14 protein-coding genes, 1 tRNA gene, 4 rRNA genes and 1 riboswitch are annotated in these 20,640 nt (G+C 34.0%); of the genes, 1 reads left to right on the top strand and 18 read right to left on the bottom strand.

All coding sequences use genetic code 11. The features are described 5' to 3' along the window. The first annotated feature begins 183 nt into the window (after positions 1 to 183). Positions 184 to 1,593, top strand: coding sequence for an alanine/glycine:cation symporter family protein (locus tag FGL08_RS02840; RefSeq protein ID WP_138209359.1), 1,410 nt, complete (start codon positions 184 to 186; stop codon positions 1,591 to 1,593). Between the two features lie 12 nt (positions 1,594 to 1,605). On the opposite strand, the gene FGL08_RS02835 is transcribed toward FGL08_RS02840, so the two are convergent. The 18 genes from FGL08_RS02835 to rrf (FGL08_RS02750) all read right to left on the bottom strand — a co-directional run bounded on the left by FGL08_RS02835 (position 1,606) and on the right by rrf (FGL08_RS02750) (position 20,544). Continuing rightward, on the bottom strand, positions 1,606 to 2,169 hold the full coding sequence (locus FGL08_RS02835) for a signal peptidase II (RefSeq protein WP_138209358.1): 564 nt from the start codon (positions 2,167 to 2,169) through the stop codon (positions 1,606 to 1,608). 249 nt (positions 2,170 to 2,418) lie between these two features. Next, entirely contained in the window at positions 2,419 to 2,967 is a 549-nt protein-coding gene (locus FGL08_RS02830) for a pyruvate kinase alpha/beta domain-containing protein (RefSeq protein ID WP_138209357.1), read from the bottom strand. Between the two features lie 21 nt (positions 2,968 to 2,988). Further along, a complete protein-coding gene (locus FGL08_RS02825) occupies positions 2,989 to 4,452 on the bottom strand; it encodes a LexA family protein (protein WP_138209356.1) in 1,464 nt (487 codons plus the stop codon). A gap of 149 nt (positions 4,453 to 4,601) precedes the next feature. Then, positions 4,602 to 5,264, bottom strand: a complete 663-nt coding sequence (locus FGL08_RS02820) for a Bax inhibitor-1/YccA family protein (RefSeq protein WP_138209355.1) — start codon at positions 5,262 to 5,264, stop codon at positions 4,602 to 4,604. Between the two features lie 278 nt (positions 5,265 to 5,542). Next, positions 5,543 to 6,016 carry an IS200/IS605 family transposase gene (gene tnpA / locus FGL08_RS02815; RefSeq protein ID WP_138209354.1) on the bottom strand — a complete coding sequence of 158 codons (474 nt, stop codon included), beginning with the start codon at positions 6,014 to 6,016 and terminating at the stop codon, positions 5,543 to 5,545. Between the two features lie 180 nt (positions 6,017 to 6,196). After that, positions 6,197 to 6,313, bottom strand: a 5S ribosomal RNA gene (gene rrf / locus FGL08_RS02810). Between the two features lie 126 nt (positions 6,314 to 6,439). Continuing rightward, positions 6,440 to 9,346: ribosomal RNA gene (locus tag FGL08_RS02805) — 23S ribosomal RNA — on the bottom strand. A gap of 162 nt (positions 9,347 to 9,508) precedes the next feature. Further along, positions 9,509 to 11,023: ribosomal RNA gene (locus FGL08_RS02800) — 16S ribosomal RNA — on the bottom strand. Together the 16S, 23S and 5S rRNA genes form the textbook arrangement of a ribosomal RNA operon. 651 nt (positions 11,024 to 11,674) lie before the next feature. Continuing rightward, positions 11,675 to 12,979 (bottom strand): glutamate-1-semialdehyde 2,1-aminomutase, encoded by a 1,305-nt coding sequence (hemL, locus tag FGL08_RS02795; protein ID WP_138209353.1) that lies wholly within the window; start codon positions 12,977 to 12,979, stop codon positions 11,675 to 11,677. A gap of 15 nt (positions 12,980 to 12,994) precedes the next feature. After that, positions 12,995 to 13,966, bottom strand: coding sequence for a porphobilinogen synthase (gene hemB, locus FGL08_RS02790; protein ID WP_138209352.1), 972 nt, complete (start codon positions 13,964 to 13,966; stop codon positions 12,995 to 12,997). A gap of 25 nt (positions 13,967 to 13,991) precedes the next feature. Then, positions 13,992 to 15,488, bottom strand: coding sequence for a uroporphyrinogen-III C-methyltransferase (gene cobA / locus FGL08_RS02785; RefSeq protein ID WP_138209351.1), 1,497 nt, complete (start codon positions 15,486 to 15,488; stop codon positions 13,992 to 13,994). A gap of 1 nt (position 15,489) precedes the next feature. After that, the gene (hemC, locus tag FGL08_RS02780) at positions 15,490 to 16,392 is read right to left on the bottom strand and encodes a hydroxymethylbilane synthase (RefSeq protein WP_138209350.1); all 903 of its coding nucleotides are present in this window, start codon (positions 16,390 to 16,392) and stop codon (positions 15,490 to 15,492) included. A 20-nt stretch (positions 16,393 to 16,412) separates the two neighbouring features. Then, on the bottom strand, positions 16,413 to 17,015 hold the full coding sequence (locus FGL08_RS02775; RefSeq protein WP_138209349.1) for a precorrin-2 dehydrogenase/sirohydrochlorin ferrochelatase family protein: 603 nt from the start codon (positions 17,013 to 17,015) through the stop codon (positions 16,413 to 16,415). A gap of 21 nt (positions 17,016 to 17,036) precedes the next feature. Next, the gene (gene hemA, locus FGL08_RS02770; RefSeq protein WP_138209348.1) at positions 17,037 to 18,278 is read right to left on the bottom strand and encodes a glutamyl-tRNA reductase; all 1,242 of its coding nucleotides are present in this window, start codon (positions 18,276 to 18,278) and stop codon (positions 17,037 to 17,039) included. Beyond that, positions 18,253 to 19,077, bottom strand: coding sequence for an energy-coupling factor ABC transporter ATP-binding protein (locus FGL08_RS02765; RefSeq protein WP_138209347.1), 825 nt, complete (start codon positions 19,075 to 19,077; stop codon positions 18,253 to 18,255). Before FGL08_RS02765 ends, hemA begins: the two co-directional genes overlap by 26 nt. 21 nt (positions 19,078 to 19,098) lie before the next feature. Beyond that, positions 19,099 to 19,779: a cobalt ECF transporter T component CbiQ gene (cbiQ, locus tag FGL08_RS02760; protein ID WP_138209346.1), complete on the bottom strand. Its 681-nt coding sequence runs from the start codon at positions 19,777 to 19,779 to the stop codon at positions 19,099 to 19,101. Positions 19,780 to 19,933: 154 nt separating this feature from the next. After that, positions 19,934 to 20,115, bottom strand: a riboswitch (cobalamin riboswitch). A gap of 229 nt (positions 20,116 to 20,344) precedes the next feature. Further along, positions 20,345 to 20,420: transfer RNA gene (locus FGL08_RS02755), tRNA-Gly, on the bottom strand. 7 nt (positions 20,421 to 20,427) lie between these two features. Then, a 5S ribosomal RNA gene (gene rrf / locus FGL08_RS02750) occupies positions 20,428 to 20,544 on the bottom strand. Between the last annotated feature and the right edge of the window lie 96 nt (positions 20,545 to 20,640).

Genomic DNA, 20,640 nt, shown 5'->3' with positions numbered 1-20,640 from the left:
AAGTTTATTGTACTATATAAATTATTTCATTAACAATAAAAATTGAAAAAATATATTATAATATTATAAATATCTTAATATTCCGATATTTGATTTTATTTTTTAAATATGATACAATTTCTTTACGTTTTTTTTAACAACTAACTATAATTAGTGTATTAATAAAAAAGGAGTTAGATACTTATGAATGCAATTTCTGAATTCATTTCATTTTCTAATAACATTCTTTGGTCATATATCTTAATCTTCCTTTTAATTTCCTTAGGATTATTTTTTACTTTGAAAACAAGATTTGTTCAATTTAGATATTTAAAAGAAATGTTTAAACTTTTAGGTAGTAGTATATCTAGTGAAACTGAGGGTATATCATCATTTCAAGCCTTTTGTATTAGCACAGCTTCAAGAGTAGGTACTGGAAATTTAGCAGGAGTTGCTCTAGCTATTTCCTTAGGTGGCCCCGGTTCTATATTCTGGATGTGGCTTATAGCTTTAATTGGAGGTGCTTCTAGCTTTATTGAAAGTACCTTGGCACAAGTATTTAAAGTAAAAGATAAGGATGGATATAGAGGTGGCCCCGCTTATTATATGAAAATAGGATTAAATAAACCTTGGATGGGAATTATTTTCTCAATCCTTATTACAATTTGTTTTGGATTAGTATTTAATTCAGTTCAATCCAATACAGTTTCTCTTGCCTTTCAAGAAGCTTTCGGAGTAAATACAAAGCTTACTGGAATATTTCTAACTATAATCACTGCCGCAGTTATCTTCGGTGGAGTAAAAAGAATAGCAAAAGTATCTGAATTTATAGTTCCTATTATGGCTTTAGCATATATATTTGTTTCTCTTTTTGTTGTAGTAAAAAATATATCTCTAGTTCCTAATATTTTTTCTTTAATCATTAAAAATGCTTTTGGAATAAAAGAGATAGCTGGTGGTACCGTAGGTGCTGCACTGAGAATGGGAATAAAAAGAGGATTATTTTCTAATGAAGCTGGAATGGGTAGTGCTCCAAATGCAGCAGCTACAGCAGAGGTTGAACATCCAGTACACCAGGGATTAATCCAAACTTTAGGTGTATTTACTGACACTATATTAATTTGCTCTTGTACAGCTTTTATTATATTAATTTCGGGAGCCTATACAGATAAAAGTCTTACTGGAATACAACTAACTCAAATTGCACTCAGCTCTGAAGTTGGCTCTTGGGCAAAGACCTTTATAGCAGTATGTATATTTATGTTTGCTTATAGCTCTATTTTAGGAAATTACTATTATGGAGAAAGTAATATAGAATTTATTAGTGAAAATAAACTTATGTTAACCATATATAGAATTTTTGTTATAGGAATGGTATTGCTTGGTTCCTTAGTACAAATACAAATAGTTTGGGATATGGCAGACCTATTTATGGGACTTATGGCTATATTAAATCTCATAGCTATAATCTTATTATCTAAGATTGCCTTCGATGTACTAAAAGACTATGAAATTCAAAAATCTAATAAAACGCCTTTAAACTTTAATCCAAAAAAAATTAATAGTTTAAAAGGTATTAATCTTCCTTATTGGAGTAATAAAAAACAGGAGTAATGCTCCTGTTTTTTATTTTGTAAATATATCAATTTTCTCATTCAATATAACCTCGAAGAGTATTAAAAATACTGAAAGAATTAAATATATATCTTTAAAATCAAATATAATAAAATTATTAAAGTTTATAAAATCTATACTACCTCTCCATAAAATCTTATCCAATAGAGAACATGCCAAACCTGATATTATAAATATAATAAAAGAATCACTCCAAAGACTTTTATTATATTTATTTATGTGATGCTTATATATGGACACACAAATTATAATTAAAATCAGGTTAATAAATATTAAACTCATAATACTTATTTTCATATCTAAAAAGTAATTCATTGTAGATGCTAAAGTGTTTTTTATTGGCTCTATGCTAATAACTTTTCCTATATCATTAAATTTAGATGCATCGTTAGCATTCAAAAACAGAAACTTCATAATTTGATCTAATAAAATTAAAACTGTACTACATAAAAAAATCCACTTCTTCTTTATACCATTTTTAAATATGTTTCCTAAAATAAAAAATGTCATTCCTATAATAGGTAAAAATATGAATACAAAAAAGCTCTCCTTCAAATCATCACCTCACTTTAATAACAAATATATATTACCATATTTTTACTGTTACATTCTGTAATAATGTATACCTAAAATAAATAATTCTATGCCATTTATATGTATAAAAATATAAAATATACTATTATAAAATAAAAAAAATCACAGAGTGATAAATCTCTGTGATTTTCTTATATCATATTCATAATTTAAATCGTAAAATAATATTCTCTGTATTGCTCCTAGATTTTTTATTTTACATTCATAATACTAATCCCAATTTTCAGGTTTGCAAATAACCTCTCTTATTTTTGTATCTAAAATTGAGCTTGCATGACTTGGACTAATTACCAATGCCGTATCTGCACCATGAGAAGAGCCACCTATTGCTATAATATCTTCTCCATAAGGTATAAGTCCGGCATCTAGAGCCATTACCGCAACTTCAACAGCAACTTTCGTACCTTGTCCAAGCATCCTTAAGGTATGTGCCATAATTTCCACCGGAGAAACGCCACCAAACTGTCTAGATAAAGCTCTTTCCGCACCTGAAAGCACATGAGTTCCAGTAAAAACTTTAATTCTGTCTCCTTCTAGTTCTTTTACTTCCTTACTAGTTACTGCAGGAATCCCTTTTCCATTAACGCCATTTGCATAAGTTACCATAACTACATTATGCTCAAAATCCTTTAATAACTTTGCAGTTTTTCCTGTAGTTGAGGCTACTACAATATTTTTTATTCCTCTTTCTTTTGCATACTTTAAAGAAAGCTCTATCGTCTCTTTAGTATTATTTTCTCCTTGTTTTGAAAAATACATTGATATCCCTCCATATTTATATTAATGTAATTTAATAATTCCTACTGCCACACCTAAAATAGAAATCCCTTCATCTTCGTCTATCTTCATAGGCTCATATATTTCATTTTCAGGTAACAATAAAACCTTATTCTTATCTATATATAATCTTTTCAGGGTAGCATTTCCAGATAAATTCACTGCTACTATATCTCTGTTTTCTGCATTAAACTGTTGTCTAATTACAACATAATCACCATGATGTATATTAGCATTTATCATACTATCCCCTTTAACTTTTAATATAAAACAATCCTTTGCACCCTTCATCCAATACTTTGGCAGATAAAATAAACCCTCTTGTTCTGATGTCATCATTATAGGTTCACCAGCAGCAATATTACTGTACATAGGAATTTCTTTTAACTCATCATTTTCATATTCATCTTCCTTATCCCCATCTACAACCACAATATCTTTTAAGTTTCCATAGTCTCTTTTAAAATCAAATTCCCTGTTACGTTTTAGATCTATAAACTTAAAGTGTTCCATAAGATCCATGTCTTTACTTAATTCCATATTTTTCTTTACATCTTCCAATACACTAAATTTAAAGTTAAATCTTCTACTGATATTTCCTAAAGGTTTTAAACTTAACCTTTTTCCTTGAAGCAGAGCTGAGTATGGGGATCTTTCTTCAGTATGAATGATAAAAATTCTCTCACTATAAGTCTTCTCATTGTAAATAGAATTTAAAAATTCAAGTTCTATAGGTGCTAACTTTTCACAAGAATCTATAATCATATGTACAAAATACTTTTTATTATTAGCTATTATATTATAGAGTAAATCCTCATATTCTAAATATCCTTGCTTTGTTAATTCCTCATTATATCTCTTAAAAAATAAATATATATATTCTCGAATTTTAGAGTTTTTTCTTAAGCATTTAACTTTTGCATTGGGTCCTTTTCTTTTTATAATCAAATACTCCTCTAAAGATTTTACTGCATAACTTTTAATAAACTTTATTTCTTCCATTAAAAAGCCTTCAGTAAAAATCTCTTCAGATCTTTTACCTCTTATTTTATTTTCCTCTTTATACTTGGTAAGTAACTTTTTAATTATGTCTTTTTTAGTTTCACTAAACTCTAATATATTTAATTCATTTTCATTTTTATTAAATATATCACAGTAAATCTTCTTAGCAATATTCTCTTTAGTGTATATCTCAATATCTTTTCCTAAAATAGAAAAAATACTAATTTCACCTTTAGAGTTTTCATTTTTCACCATATTTATTGTTTCATTTATAAAATTAAACTTATTACTATCAGAAGATAAATATAAAATCCTATCCTCATCATAAAGACTGTAATTGTCCTTTAAAAATAAGGATCTATATATAACAGAAGTCCTTTTTCCCGAATTACTTATTCCTTTAACTATCTTATTCCCAAATTTTTTGTCCTTCAAAACCTTTTCTTGCTCTTTTGAAAATATCATATAGATTCCCTCCTATTATATGATATTTTAACATATTTCCTGAGAAACTTTTTATAATATGTAGATAAAATAAAAAATATTAAGGAAAGACTGTACTTTTAAATAAACATCTCTCCTTAATATTTAAATTTTATATAAACTATATATTTTTAATCATCATTGGCAAGTCTTAATAAGTATAAGAAAATATTTATAAAGTCAAGATATAGCTCTAAAGCGGATATTATAATAAATCTATACACATCACTTTCAGCCATATTATAACTTTGTGAATGGAAATATTTTATCTTTTGCATATCATATGCTGTTAGTCCAGCAAATGCAAGCATACCAACTATGGAAATAGTTAAATTTAACCCCCTTAATGGTATGAAAATTTGTATTATAGATATAAGGAACAATCCTATTATAACCATATACAAAAATTGCCCCATGGCACTTAAATTCTTTTTCGTAGTCATTCCTATCATAGCACTACTAAAAAACATTACAGAAGAAACTATAAAAACTATTCCTAAGGTTTGTAATCTATAACTTGCGAAAATCAAACTAAAAGTAAATCCATTGAGTGCAGAATAAACTAAAAACCACATAATAGCTTTAGCTGGTGATAACTTTCTAACTCTACTTCTCAAATATATAACAACACCAAGTTCTGTAGCCATTGCAACATATAAATACACTGGCTTTATATATTGAATAATATTCATTAATGCAAAACCAGTTCCATAAGTAACTAGCAGGCCTAAAGCCATTAATAAAAGTGTTTTAGATATAAATTTTGATTGACTTACACCATATTCTCTTTCCATAAAAATCACCCTCCTTATTAGCTTATTATACCATATTTAATACTATATTATTAATGTTGAAATAATAATAATTTGTAACATAATTTATAATCAATACCTTATATAAATTAATTATTTTATATTATTCATATTTCTTTTTTATTTATACATAAGTCAGGACCACCCGTAAAACGGGTGGCTTGCTTTAGCCCTATAAGGGCATATTACTGGCTGTGCTACTCGCACATTGAACGGCTTGCCAACCGCAAAATTTTTACAGGCTACCCCTAAAAGGGGTATTATTTTTTGCCTTGTTTTACTGGCTTACCCGTAAACGGGTCTATATATTCTTTTAAACTCATCTGTTCATATGCTATATCTTCTTGTATCTGATTCTTTATATATTCCTCTATAACTTTTTTATTTCTACCAACTGTATCAACATAATAACCCTTACACCAAAATTGTCTATTTCCATATTTATATTTTAAATTTGCATGTCTATCAAATATCATCAACGAACTTTTTCCTTTTAGATATCCCATAAATTGAGATACACTTAGTTTTGGTGGTATACTTACAAGCATATGTATGTGATCTTTGCACGCATTTGCTTCAATTATTTCTACTCCTTTATGTTCACATAGCTTTCTTAATATTTGTCCTATATCTGCTTTTATCTTCCCATATATTACTTGTCTCCTATACTTAGGTGCGAAAACTATATGATATTTACAATTCCACTTGCTATGTGCTAAACTACTATTATCCATATTGGATATACCTCCTTTGTTTAATGATTGTGGTCGGCAAACCTACTTTCATTTTACATTGGAGGTTTTATTTTTTCTACTCATAGCTAAAAGCTTTTTAGAACCACAGGTATAACCTGTGGTATTCATAATACAAAAATAAAAAAACATCTTATTATATTAATAAGATGTTTTACTCTTACCCGGCAGTGTCTTACTCTCCCACAGGGTTTCCCCTGCAGTACCATCAGCGCTGTAAAGCTTAACTTACCTGTTCGGTATGGGAAGGAGTGTTACCTTTACGCCATTACCACCGGATGCTGATTTACAGAAATCTTCGATTTCGTTTTAAATCAGTACTCATCAGCTTAGCTGAGGAGTTACCTTTAAAAGAATTGTTCTTTATAAGAACTGTTCTCTCAAAATTGCACAATGAAAACTATATTGGTCAAGTCCTCGACTTATTAGTATGAGTCAGCTACACATGTTACCATGCTTACACCTCTCACCTATCAACCTTGTGTTCTTCAAGGAGTCTTACTGACTTTCGTCATGGGAAATCTAATCTTGAGGTGGGCTTCACACTTAGATGCTTTCAGTGTTTATCCCTTCCCGACATAGCTACCCAGCTGTGCCACTGGCGTGACAACTGGTGCACCAGAGGTCAGTCCATCCCGGTCCTCTCGTACTAAGGACAGCTCCTCTCAAATTTCCTGCGCCCGCAGCGGATAGGGACCGAACTGTCTCACGACGTTCTGAACCCAGCTCGCGTGCCGCTTTAATGGGCGAACAGCCCAACCCTTGGAACCGACTTCAGCTCCAGGATGCGACGAGCCGACATCGAGGTGCCAAACCTCCCCGTCGATGTGGACTCTTGGGGGAGATCAGCCTGTTATCCCCGAGGTAGCTTTTATCCGTTAAGCGATGGCCCTCCCACGAGGTACCACCGGATCACTAAGCCCGACTTTCGTCCCTGCTCCACTTGTATGTGTCGCAGTCAGGCTCCCTTCTGCCTTTGCACTCTACGCGCGATTTCCGACCGCGCTGAGGGAACCTTTGGGCGCCTCCGTTACACTTTCGGAGGCGACCGCCCCAGTCAAACTGCCCACCTAACAATGTCCGACGACCAGATTCATGGCCTTTCGTTAGAATTCCAGTACTGTCAGGGTGGTATCCCAAGGATGACTCCATACCCCCTGACGAAGGTATTTCCAAGTCTCCCACCTATCCTGTACAGACAATACCGAAATTCAATGCTAAGCTACAGTAAAGCTCTACGGGGTCTTTCCGTCCAACTGCGGGTAGCAAGCATCTTCACTTGCACTACAATTTCACCGGATTTGTTGTTGAGACAGTGCCCAGATCATTACGCCATTCGTGCGGGTCGGAACTTACCCGACAAGGAATTTCGCTACCTTAGGACCGTTATAGTTACGGCCGCCGTTTACTGGGGCTTAAGTTCACTGCTTCGCTTACGCTTACAGATCCCCTTAACCTTCCAGCACCGGGCAGGCGTCAGCCCCTATACATCAGCTTACGCTTTAGCAGAGACCTGTGTTTTTGTTAAACAGTTGCCTGGGCCTATTCACTGCGGCCTAGCTTTCGCTAGGCACCCCTTCTCCCGAAGTTACGGGGTCAATTTGCCGAGTTCCTTAACAACAATTCTTCCGCCGGCCTTAGGATTCTCTCCTCATCTACCTGTGTCGGTTTGCGGTACGGGCACCAAACTTCTCCATAGAGGCTTTTCTTGGCAGCGTGGAATCAGATACTTCGCGAAAAAAATCGCTCCTCGTAACACCTCAGCATTGACTAAACGGATTTGCCTGCTTAGCCTGCCTAAGTGCTTGAACACACACTCCAACAGTGTGCATATCCTATCCTTCTGCGTCACCCCATTTGTCAAACGAAGTTTGGCGGTATCGGAATATCAACCGATTGTCCATCGCCTACGCCTTTCGGCCTGGGCTTAGGTCCCGACTAACCCTGAGAGGACGAGCCTTCCTCAGGAAACCTTAGATATTCGGCCAATAGGATTCTCACCTATTTCTCGCTACTCATGCCAACATTCTCACTTCTGCATCGTCCACCGCTCCTTTCGGTACGACTTCAACCAATGCAGAAAGCTCCTCTACCATGTACATAGTACATCCATAGCTTCGGTGGTAAGTTTTAGCCCCGGACATTTTCGGCGCAGGATCTCTTGACTAGTGAGCTATTACGCACTCTTTAAATGAATGGCTGCTTCTAAGCCAACATCCTAGTTGTCTTAGAAATCCCACATCCTTTACCACTTAACTTACACTTTGGGACCTTAGCTGATGGTCTGGGCTCTTTCCCTTTTGACTACGGATCTTATCATTCGCAGTCTGACTGCCAGGATACAAGTATACGGCATTCGGAGTTTGATAGAGTTCGGTAAGCGGTGAAGCCCCCTAGCTCATTCAGTGCTCTACCTCCATTACTTAATTACCTGACGCTAGCCCTAAAGCTATTTCGAGGAGAACCAGCTATCTCCGAGTTCGATTGGAATTTCTCCGCTATCCACAGCTCATCCCATGGTTTTTCAACACCAACGTGGTTCGGACCTCCACGAAATTTTACTTTCGCTTCATCCTGGCCATGGATAGATCACTCGGTTTCGGGTCTACGACATGCAACTAATTCGCCCTATTCAGACTTGGTTTCCCTTCGGCTCCACACCTTCAGTGCTTAACCTCGCTACATATCGTAACTCGTTGGCCCGTTCTACAAAAAGTACGCCGTCACACATATAAAGTGCTCCGACCGATTGTAGGCACACGGTTTCAGGTTCTATTTCACTCCCCTCCCGGGGTTCTTTTCACCTTTCCCTCACGGTACTTCTTCACTATCGGTCACCAGGTAGTATTTAGCCTTGGGAGGTGGTCCTCCCTGCTTCCCACAAGGTTTCACGTGTCTCGTGGTACTCTGGATCAGATCTGTAGTCTTCTTGTTTTGTTTACAGGACTATTACCTTCTATGGTGAAGCTTTCCAGCTTACTTCAACTACAATAGCCTCTACGTTTATGATCTGTCCGCAACCCCAGAAACAAGTTTCTGGTTTGGGCTCTTTCCCTTTCGCTCGCCGCTACTTAGAAAATCGATTTTTCTTTCTCTTCCTCCGGGTACTTAGATGTTTCAGTTCCCCGGGTCTACCCTCCTGAACCTATGTATTCAGTTCAGGATATATACCGTTAGGTATATGAGTTTCCTCATTCGGAAATCTGTGGATCACAGCCTATGTGCGGCTACCCACAGCTTATCGCAGCTTATCACGTCCTTCTTCGGCTCCTGGTGCCAAGGCATTCGCCATGCGCCCTTTCTAACTTGACCTATCATGAGTAACTAAATTAATTTATATTAATCAGTTAATTATAGTTTATTTATTCATTGTGCAATTTTCAAAGAACAAAATTGAAGAACTTTAGTCCTTCAAAATTAAACAGAGTAAGTGCTCGCTACGAAAAGGCGATAGCCTTCTCGATTTCTCCTTAGAAAGGAGGTGATCCAGCCGCAGGTTCTCCTACGGCTACCTTGTTACGACTTCACCCCAATCATCGATCCCACCTTCGGCCGCTGGCTCCTTACGGTTACCTCACGGACTTCGGGTGTTACCAACTCTCATGGTGTGACGGGCGGTGTGTACAAGGCCCGGGAACGCATTCACCGCGACATTCTGATTCGCGATTACTAGTAACTCCAGCTTCATGTAGGCGAGTTGCAGCCTACAATCCGAACTGAGATTGGCTTTGTGAGATTGGCTCCACCTCACGGTCTTGCTTCTCTCTGTACCAACCATTGTAGCACGTGTGTAGCCCTGGACATAAGGGGCATGATGATTTGACGTCATCCCCACCTTCCTCCTGGTTACCCAGGCAGTCTTGCTAGAGTGCTCAACTTAATGGTAGCAACTAACAACAAGGGTTGCGCTCGTTGCGGGACTTAACCCAACATCTCACGACACGAGCTGACGACAACCATGCACCACCTGTCACCGAGTTCCCCGAAGGGCACTCCTATGTTTCCACAGGATTCTCGGGATGTCAAGCCCAGGTAAGGTTCTTCGCGTTGCTTCGAATTAAACCACATGCTCCGCTACTTGTGCGGGCCCCCGTCAATTCCTTTGAGTTTTAATCTTGCGATCGTACTCCCCAGGCGGGGTACTTAATGTGTTAACTGCGGCACCGGAGTATTGAAACCCCGACACCTAGTACCCATCGTTTACGGCGTGGACTACCAGGGTATCTAATCCTGTTTGCTACCCACGCTTTCATGCCTCAGCGTCAGTTACAGTCCAGAAAGCCGCCTTCGCCACTGGTGTTCTTCCTAATATCTACGCATTTCACCGCTACACTAGGAATTCCGCTTTCCTCTCCTGCACTCTAGATATCCAGTTTGAAATGCAGCACCGGGGTTAAGCCCCGGGATTTCACATCCCACTTAAATATCCGCCTACGCATGCTTTACGCCCAATAAATCCGGACAACGCTTGCCACCTACGTATTACCGCGGCTGCTGGCACGTAGTTAGCCGTGGCTTCCTCCTCAGGTACCGTCATTATCGTCCCTGAAGACAGAGCTTTACGATCCGAAGACCTTCATCACTCACGCGGCGTTGCTGCGTCAGGGTTTCCCCCATTGCGCAATATTCCCCACTGCTGCCTCCCGTAGGAGTCTGGGCCGTGTCTCAGTCCCAATGTGGCCGATCACCCTCTCAGGTCGGCTACGCATCGTCGCCTTGGTGAGCCGTTACCTCACCAACTAGCTAATGCGCCGCGGGTCCATCTCAAAGCGGATTGCTCCTTTAATCTTTCTAACATGCATTAAAAAGATATTATGCGGTATTAATCTCCCTTTCGGGAGGCTATCCCCCTCTTTGAGGCAGGTTACCCACGTGTTACTCACCCGTCCGCCGCTAATCCGTTCCCTGAAGAGAACTTCATCGCTCGACTTGCATGTGTTAAGCACGCCGCCAGCGTTCGTCCTGAGCCAGGATCAAACTCTCAATTTAAAATAATGCTAGAAACTGTTTAGTGCAGTATTTTACTCATCAGCCTTAGCTGAGGAGTTTCCTTACACTTATCAATTTTCTATTGAGATTTCAACTTGCTCAAGCATTTTACTGACTTGAATTATTTTTTTCTTTTTCTCAAAAGAATGCGAGTTCTTTTATCTTACTCTGTTTAATTTTCAAAGACCAATTTCTTTCGTTTTTGTCACTCTCTTCAAGCGACTATTACATCTTATCAGATGTTTTTTAGCTTGTCAACACTTTTTTTATTTCTCTGTGCTAACTATGTTTCCTGTTCCTCTGTGGAACGTTTTTTATTATATCATCCTAGAAAACCTATTTATTATTATAATGTTCCATTTAATGATATTAAGTCAAATTTTCTTTCTCATGATCTTATTTTTAATGGTTTTCATGTATTGATACACTAGGCATAGTTATTTTGTAGTTTAATATAAAAATAGTACTACAACTTATATTTTATAGTTGTAGTACTATTTTTTAATATACTTATATACACTTTAATTGTGCAGTATTTTTCTCATCATAAATATCTAAAATCATTCTTTACATGCTAAAATCTTTAATACTTAACATGACTAATTTTTAAAATACTGCTATTCTCCATGATACATTTAAAATTTTTTAATATTATTTATCAAAGGCTACTTTTAAAGAGTTTTTAAAAGCTTCTAATGCCTTATTTATATCTTCCTCTGTATGAGCATTTGATAAGAATAATCCTTCAAATTGAGCTGGTGGGAATAACACACCGTTCTTTAACATTTCCCTAAAGAATATAGCATATTTATCTGTGTCACATTTAGTTACATCGCTATAGTTTTTAAATTCACCCTTAGCAAAGAATGTACATAACATAGCTTTAAACCTGACTACTGTAACGTCTACACCTAGTTCATCTATGATTTTATTCATTCCTTCTTGGAATTTAATAGCTAAATTCTCTAGATTTTTATATATTTCTGGTCTTTCCTTTAATATATTTAGGTTTTTATATCCCATAAACATAGCTAAAGGGTTTCCGGAAAGTGTACCTGCTTGGTATACAGGACCTACTGGAGATACCATTTCCATTATCTCTTTCTTTCCACCATAAGCTCCAACTGGTAATCCGGCACCTATTATTTTACCAAAGCAAGTCATATCAGGCTCTATACCATAGGCTTCTTGTGCGCCACCAAATGCTACTCTAAATCCTGTTATAACCTCATCAAATATTAATACAGTACCATACTTTTTAGTTATATCCCTTAATCCTTGTAAGAATTCTTTAGTGGCTGGTACTACACCCATATTTCCACCTACAGGTTCAACTATAATAGCTGCTATATCTTCCCCGTATTCCCTAAATATCTTCTCTACAGATCCCATATCATTGTATGTACATACTAGTGTATCTTTTACTGTATCTGCTGGAACACCTGGACTTGTAGGAACTCCAAAAGTTATGGTTCCTGAACCTGATTTTACAAGTAATGCATCAGAATGTCCATGATAACAACCTTCAAATTTTACTATCTTATTTCTATTTGTATATCCTCTCGCTACTCTTAATGCACTCATAGTAGCTTCAGTTCCTGAATTAACCATTCTAACCATATCTATAGATGGATATGCTTCTACTATGAATTTTGCCATTTTAACTTCTATTTCTGTAGGAACTCCATAACTTGTTCCTCTGCTAACTACTTCTTCAAAGCCTTGTATTAACTCTTCGTTACTATGTCCTAGTATTAATGGTCCCCAAGAACATATAAAGTCAATATATTCATTTCCATCTACATCGTAAATTCTATCACCTTTAGCTCTATCTACAAAAATTGGATTTAGTCCAACAGATTTAAATGCTCTAACCGGACTATTTACTCCACCTGGAATATATTTTTTTGCTTCTTCAAATATTTCTTCAGATCTTTTAGTTTCTAATCCTTCCATTGTCCTTACCCCCTATTATCTTAATTTTTTAGCTATTTCCTTTGCAAAATACGTTATTATAATGTCTGCACCAGCTCTTTTTATAGATAAAAGTGATTCCATTATAGCCGATTCATTTAATAAGCCCTGCTCTACTGCTAGTTTTAACATAGAATATTCTCCACTTACATTGTAAGCAGCAATAGGCATATTAAATGTATTTTTAACTTCTCTTATTACGTCAAGGTATGATAGTGCTGGTTTTACCATTACTATATCTGCACCCTCTTCTATATCAAGTTCTACTTCCCTTACACCTTCCATAATATTTGCTGGATCCATTTGATATGATTTTCTATCACCAAAAGAAGGGGCTGAATCTGCTGCATCCCTAAATGGCCCGTAGAACGCTGAAGCATATTTCGCACTATATGCCATAATAGGAAGATTAACGAATCCCGCATCGTCTAAAGATTTTCTTATATAAGCTATTCTTCCATCCATCATATCTGAAGGTGCTACCATATCTGCTCCTGCCTCTGCATGACTCACAGCTATTTTGCCTAAATATTTTAAAGTTTCATCGTTATTTACATAACCTTCCTCTGTAATGATTCCACAATGTCCATGAGATGTATATTCACACATGCATATATCTGTTATAACATACATTTCAGGATATTTTGCCTTTATTTCCTTTACTGCCTTTTGGACAATACCACAAGAACAGTATGCATCGCTACCATAGGCGTCTTTTTCCTTTGGAATTCCAAATAAGATAACGTATTTTATTCCTAATTCTAATAACTCTTTTATCTCTTCATTTACTCTGTCTACTGAAAAACGGTAAACCCCTTTCATAGAGGATATTTCTTCCTTTATATTTTCCCCTTCTTCAATAAATAGTGGATATATTAAATCTTCCACATGAAGCTTTGTCTCACGTACCATGCTTCTTATATTTTCATTTACTCTAAGTCTTCTAGTTCTCTTTATAGCCAATTCTATCCCTCCAACAAAAAATATTACAAACCTACTCTTCTATTATAGCCTCTACTACACCATCTATTGTATACTCTTTTGCCTCTTTATGTACTGTTAGGCCAAAATTTTCTATAGTTTTTGAAGTTATTGGTCCTATTGATACTAATTTGGCTTTATCTTTTATTAAATTTAAGTTCTCTTTTCCTAATATATCTATAAAGTTTTTAACTGTAGAAGAACTAGTAAATGTTACATATAAATCATTCTCTTTTTCCAGTACATTTAAAATATCTTCCCTATGAATATCCTCTTTTAAAGTTTCATAAATTTTAATTTCATCCACAGAACATATTTCTTTTAATTCATCAACTAAAAGATTTCTAGCTTCCTTAGCTCTTGGTATTAATACTTTATCCTCACTTGTAAGATTTTCTTTTAATAATTCTAAAAGACTTTCTGCTACAAATTTTTCTGGTACTAAATCTGCAATTATTCCTTTTTCTTTAACAGCCTTTGCAGTAGCATTTCCTATACATGCTATTTTAAAATTTGAAAGACTTCTTATATCTTTATTTCCTTTAAATAATCTTTCAAAGAATATATTTACTGCATTTTCACTAGTAAGAACTAGAGTTGTGTAATCTTTAATATTTTCTATAGCCTTGTCAAGACCACTATTTTCTATTTCTTTTATTTTGATTGCAGGTACTTCTAAAGCGTTTCCGCCTAAATCATTTATTTTATCTAAAAGCTTACTACTTTGAGTTCTTGCTCTGGTTACTATAACATTTTTACCGAAAAGGGGTTTTTCTTCATAGAAGTTTAGCTTATCTCTAAGTCCAACAACTCCACCTACAACAATTAGACTTGGTGGCTGAATATTAGCTTCCATAGCTATTTCATATATATCTTCTAATGTTCCTGAAACCACTCTTTGATAAGGCCTTGCTGCCCAATTTACAATAGCCACAGATGTTTTAGAGTCTTTCCCTTCCTTTATAAGGTTATTACATATCTTTTGAAGGTTTGCAACACCCATTAAGAATACTAAAGTACCATCTAACTGGGCTAATGCACTCCAGTTAAGTTCATTTTCTTCTTCTTTTAAATGTCCAGTTATAACGTGGAATGATGATGCAAAATCTCTATGAGTTATTGGAATACCAGCATAGCATAGTCCACCTATAGCTGAAGTTATACCAGGTACTACTTCAAACTTTACACCTTTTTCAAGTAAAAATTCGCCTTCTTCTCCACCTCTACCAAATACATAAGGGTCTCCCCCTTTAAGTCTTGTTACAACTTTACCTTTTAAAGCTTCTTCTGCTATTATTTCATTTATTTCATCTTGAGTTTTAGTATGATACTTAGATTTTTTACCAACATAAATAAACTCACAATCTTCTTTTGCCCATTTTAAAATTTTTTCATTAGCAAGTCTATCGTATACAATAACATCTGCATTTTTTACACAGTCTAAACCTTTTAGTGTAAGTAACTTATAATCTCCCGGTCCAGCTCCAACTAAAAAAACTTTACCTTTCATCTTATGCCATCTCCTTTAGAACAATTTTAGCAAGTTCATATCCTAACTCTTTTGCACTCTCTATACTTCCAATTAGAGATTTCTTAACTATTTTGTTTCCATCTTCATCACCAAATAAACCTGTAAGTTTTAATTCCTCACCGTGGATTTCTCCTATGGCACCAACTGGAATATGACAGCTTCCATTTATACCGTGCAAGAAAGCTCTCTCTGCTGAAACTGCAATTTCTGTTTCTTTATGTGATAAACATTCTAATATGTTTTCTATATCATCTCTATCTTTTCTAATTTCTATAGCAAGAGCTCCTTGCGCAGGTGCTGGTAGCATTATTTCTATAGAAATAGGAACTACTTTGTACTTTAATTCTTTTTCTATATCTAGCCTATTTATACCCGCTGCAGCTAAGATAACGCCATGAAGATTTTCAGTTTCTATTTTTTTAATTCTAGTATCTACATTTCCTCTAATAGGTACTACATCTAAGTCTTCTCTATATTTTAAAAGTTGATACTTTCTTCTTTTACTTCCAGAACCTATTTTAGCATTCTTAGGTAATTCCTCTAAGGAATTAAATCCTTCTCTTAATACAATCACATCTCTAAAATCTTCTCTTTTAGGAATGTAAGAAAACTTTAAGCCTTCTGGCAATATAGATGGCATGTCCTTCATGCTGTGAATGGCCATATGTATGTCACCATTTAATAATGCTTCCTCTATTTCTTTGACAAATAACCCCTTGTCCCCTATTTTATCTAAAGATACATTTTGTATTCTATCACCCTTAGTTTTTATAATTTTAAGTTGAAAATCTATTTCAGGATGATCCTCTTTTAATTTACTAATAACCCAGTTTGTTTGCGTTAACGCAAGTTTACTCCCTCTTGAACCAACTATAATTTTCATATAAACTCCACCTCTGATATTTAAAGTTTTAAGAATTTTATATATTCCTCTAGCTCTTCTTTTGTCATTTGAACCATAGAATTTAAAATATCTTTCTTCTTCTTCTCATCTACATATTTTTCTAAAACTAATGCTCTTCCTTCTCCTAATAACTTTACATATTCATCAAAAGTATCATCATACTTTTCTTCTAATTCTTTTCTAATTTTAGCACAAAGTGAAGGACTATTGCCTAAAGTAGATATTGCTATTTCTAAATCTCCTCGTTTTATAGTAGATGGTACTATAAAATCTGAAAGTTCCATACTATCTACAATATTACACATTATATTATTCCCCTTACAAAACATAGCAATCTCTTGATTTACCTTATCTATATTTGTAGCTCCTATTACTAAAAAAGCATTTTTGACAAGTTCTTTGTTATAATTTTCACTTATGATACTAAGATTTTTGCCTACAGAAGTTTTAAGTGTGTAAAATTCTTCTATAAATTCTGGACTTATAACTATAACTTTAGCTCCATACTCTAAAAACTTTCTTGCCTTCCTTATAGCTACCTTTCCTCCACCTATAATATATACATTTTTATCTTTCATTTCTATCATTAATGGATAATACAAGAAAAAACCTCCTAGTTTTATCTAAAAATTAAACAAATCATTTATAACTTCTATATATTCACTTGTTTTTTCTTCTTTATTAGGTTCCTTCAAATTATTGATTGGCTCTCGTATTAATCTTTTTAAAGAAGACCTTATCATTTTCTCAATAATCTTTTTCTCCTTGCAATCTAAGTCCAATTTTCTATTAATATAATCTAGAGTATCAGTTTCAATTTCTTTACATCTATCATTCAATGATTTTATAATAGGATCGAATTTTATTCCCTTCATCCACTGATAAAATTCTTCTATACTTTTTTCTATGATTACTTTTCCCTTATTACAAAGCTCTTCTCTCTTTTTTTTATTCTCGTCAGAAAGTTTCTTAAGATCATCTATATCATATATATTAACTAAATCCATACTATCAACATCTTCTTCAACATCTCTTGGAAGAGCTAAATCAATTATATATAGATTCTTATACAATTTTGGCATGGACTCTTTCTTTATTATTGTATGAGTTGCTGAAGTAGCTGTAAATATAATGTCAACTTCATTTATAATTCTATATCTATCCGCAAAATCTAAGGTTTCAATATGTAAGCCTTTACAATTATCGCATATCTCTTTTACCTTTGCCATGGTCCTATTAGTTATATAAATTGTTCCTACTTCTTCCTCTTCAAAATACTTTAGAGCTAAAAGACTGATTTTTCCTGCTCCTATTAAAAGTATTTTTTTATCTTTTAAACTTCCTAGATTCTCTTTTAAATTTTTAATAGCAATATAACTTGTAGATACTGGTATATCTGATATTCCCAAGTTACTTTTTATTTCTTTTGATGCTGTTATCGCTTCTCTAAATAGTTTGTTTAATATCTTTTTACTACTTCCTATTTCTATGGCAGTTTGTAATGCATCTTTAACCTGTCCTAATATCTGATCTTCACCAATAACTATAGAATCAAGTCCTGCAGTCACATTATAAATATGCCTTACTGATTCCTCATCTCTTTTTACAAAAAGATAATTCTTTATAGTATTTTCTTTGAAATAGTCACAATAGAATTTTTCAACATCTTTAATACTATTATTTATATCATGTGATACAATATAAATCTCACTTCTATTACAAGTAGATAATATTATAACCTCTTCAATCCCCATATCAAGGATATAATTAATTGCATCAATTTTTTTTGCATCAGAAAAAGCTACCTTTTCTCTTATCTCAATAGGGGCATTATTATGGTTAACACCTATTACTGCTATCCTCATAATTCTTCCTCCAATACTCATAAAGTTCATTTTCTTCTTGGAATAAGGGAAGATTCATATACTTATGTACTTTTAAAAGCCATGGTTCATCTAAATTGGCTGTTTTTAAAAGTTCATCTCTTTTAAATACATCTAAAACTTTTCCCTCACCTATAACTGTTCCTTTATTTAGTACATACACATAATCGCAAACTTCATAAATTAAATCCATATTATGACTTGTTATAACTATTCTCTTTCCTTTTTGTGAAAGTGAGAAAATAAGTTCTTTAACAGACTTTGTCATCTCAGGATCTAAACCAGCTGTAGGTTCATCAAATAAAATAACCTTACAATCCATAGCAAGAATTCCGGCCATAGCAACTCTCTTTTTTTGTCCATAACTTAGAAAATGAACAGGCTTGTCTTTGAACTCTATAGCTCCAGCCTCTTTTAATGCAGTATCCACCCTTTCTTTTATAATATCTTCTTTCATACCTAAATTTCTAAGCGCAAAAGCTACATCATCATAAACAGAGGAATAAAATATCTGTTTATCAGGATCTTGGAAAACTAATCCTACATCTTTTCTAAAATTATATAAAAAAGATTTGCTATATTTTAATTTTTCTTCATTAAAATAGACGTTTCCTGAAGTAGGTTTTAATATTCCTACCATATTCAAAAACAAAGTTGACTTCCCTGCTCCGTTAGCGCCTATGATACCTATTATACTACCATTTTCAAGATCTATGGATACATTTTTTAGTGCAATTGTATCATCTTCGTAAGTATAGCATAAATTTTCTAGTTTAAGCATAATATCACCTACATATTTAAATTATATATAAAACTCTCCGTTATATAACTTAGTTTCTAAAGATATATTTAATTCCTCATATCTCTTTATTACTCTTATAAATAATATTCTAATTAGTAAAGCAGTGGATTTATACGATACCTTTATATTTCTATATCCAAATTTTAAATTTTGAGCTACATATAATTCCTTTAGCTCCTCTAAAAAAATAAATATAAATCTATACATTAGAACAGTAATCTCTATGAATACCTTCGGTAATCTCAAAATTTTAAATACGGTTATTAATTGATCCATAGGTATGGTTAAAGCTAGCAAATAAGTAACTTCCACACTGCATATCGCCTTGAAAAATAACAGTATACCTTGACTAATTCCTATATAAGTTATACCTATGTAATAATTTTTTAATTTTATATAAGTGAAAAATAAATCTTTATTTGTGCCTATAGAAAAGATAACTGTAATAATACTAATTATTATAAATGTTAATGGAATTGCTAAAAGTTTAAGGTAATTTTTAAAAGGAATTCTTACAGTGTATAGAGTAAAAAAACATAAAAATATTAATTGTAGTAAAAATACATATATTCTTTTATTCATCAAAGTGAATATTAACATAATAGTACAAAATATAAATTTTATCATGGGATTAACATCTTTTAATCTGTTTGTATATGCATACCTATCTATTAAAAGCAACTATATACGTCCCCCTTCTTGAAAAATTAGAATAAAAAATCTCCTAACCTTAAATTGGTTGGAGATACGCTTTCATAATCGTGAGCAAAAGGAATAAAAGTACATTTAAAGAAATATCTATCACTCATAATAAGTACTACACTTCCCTCCGAAGGTTACTTATAACATCTAGGTAGGTCTCCTGACTTAAGAATCAACTTACTCCTCGGTCTTCCCGTAATTTTAAAAAATACAGTGACATTTTGAGTTTCATCCTCTATTACAGTAGCGGGGGCTGTAGTGGTATTACACCACTTTCCCTATTAATCTATATAGAACCTAAACTTATAAATTATTTAATTATATTATTACTATCTATTATACTACCACATAGAATCTATTTCTGCAATAAAAACAAATTTCTAAAAAAATTAGATACTTGAAAAATATTTTAAAACCTATATGTAAAAAACATATTAAAGTTAATATACCTAACATATACACTTTATAAAATAATTAAGAAAGTTAAAGTCTATATGTTAAACTAAACTTTAAAAATAAAAAAAGAACACTTAAAAGTGTTCTTTGGAGCGGGAAACGGGGCTCAAACCCGCGACCTCCACCTTGGCAAGGTGGCGCTCTATCAACTGAGCTATTCCCGCATATATTACCCGGCAGTGTCTTACTCTCCCACAGGGCTTCCCCTGCAGTACCATCAGCGCTGTAAAGCTTAACTTGCCTGTTCGGTATGGGAAGGAGTGTTACCTTTACGCCATTACCACCGGATGCTGATTTACAGAAATCTTCGATTTCGTTTTAGATCAGTACTCATCAGCTTAGCTGAGGAGTTACCTTTAAAAGAATTGTTCTTTATAAGAACTG

Origin of the sequence: Hathewaya histolytica, from assembly GCF_901482605.1 — a bacterium.
Lineage (GTDB): Bacteria > Bacillota > Clostridia > Clostridiales > Clostridiaceae > Hathewaya > Hathewaya histolytica.
Note: the sequence above shows the minus strand (reverse complement) of the source record. Positions and strands in the feature narration are given on the sequence as shown.

Excerpts from the sequence above, each read along its gene's own strand:
- FGL08_RS02765 (WP_138209347.1), bottom strand. The coding sequence starts at position 19,077 with ATGCTTAAACTAGAAAATTTATGCTATACTTACGAAGATGATACAATT.
- FGL08_RS02830 (WP_138209357.1), bottom strand. The coding sequence starts at position 2,967 with ATGTATTTTTCAAAACAAGGAGAAAATAATACTAAAGAGACGATAGAG.
- hemA (WP_138209348.1), bottom strand. The coding sequence starts at position 18,278 with ATGAGGATAGCAGTAATAGGTGTTAACCATAATAATGCCCCTATTGAG.
- hemC (WP_138209350.1), bottom strand. The coding sequence starts at position 16,392 with ATGAAAATTATAGTTGGTTCAAGAGGGAGTAAACTTGCGTTAACGCAA.
- FGL08_RS02825 (WP_138209356.1), bottom strand. The coding sequence starts at position 4,452 with ATGATATTTTCAAAAGAGCAAGAAAAGGTTTTGAAGGACAAAAAATTT.
- cobA (WP_138209351.1), bottom strand. The coding sequence starts at position 15,488 with ATGAAAGGTAAAGTTTTTTTAGTTGGAGCTGGACCGGGAGATTATAAG.
- FGL08_RS02820 (WP_138209355.1), bottom strand. The coding sequence starts at position 5,264 with ATGGAAAGAGAATATGGTGTAAGTCAATCAAAATTTATATCTAAAACA.
- hemL (WP_138209353.1), bottom strand. The coding sequence starts at position 12,979 with ATGGAAGGATTAGAAACTAAAAGATCTGAAGAAATATTTGAAGAAGCA.
- tnpA (WP_138209354.1), bottom strand. The coding sequence starts at position 6,016 with ATGGATAATAGTAGTTTAGCACATAGCAAGTGGAATTGTAAATATCAT.
- FGL08_RS02840 (WP_138209359.1), top strand. The coding sequence starts at position 184 with ATGAATGCAATTTCTGAATTCATTTCATTTTCTAATAACATTCTTTGG.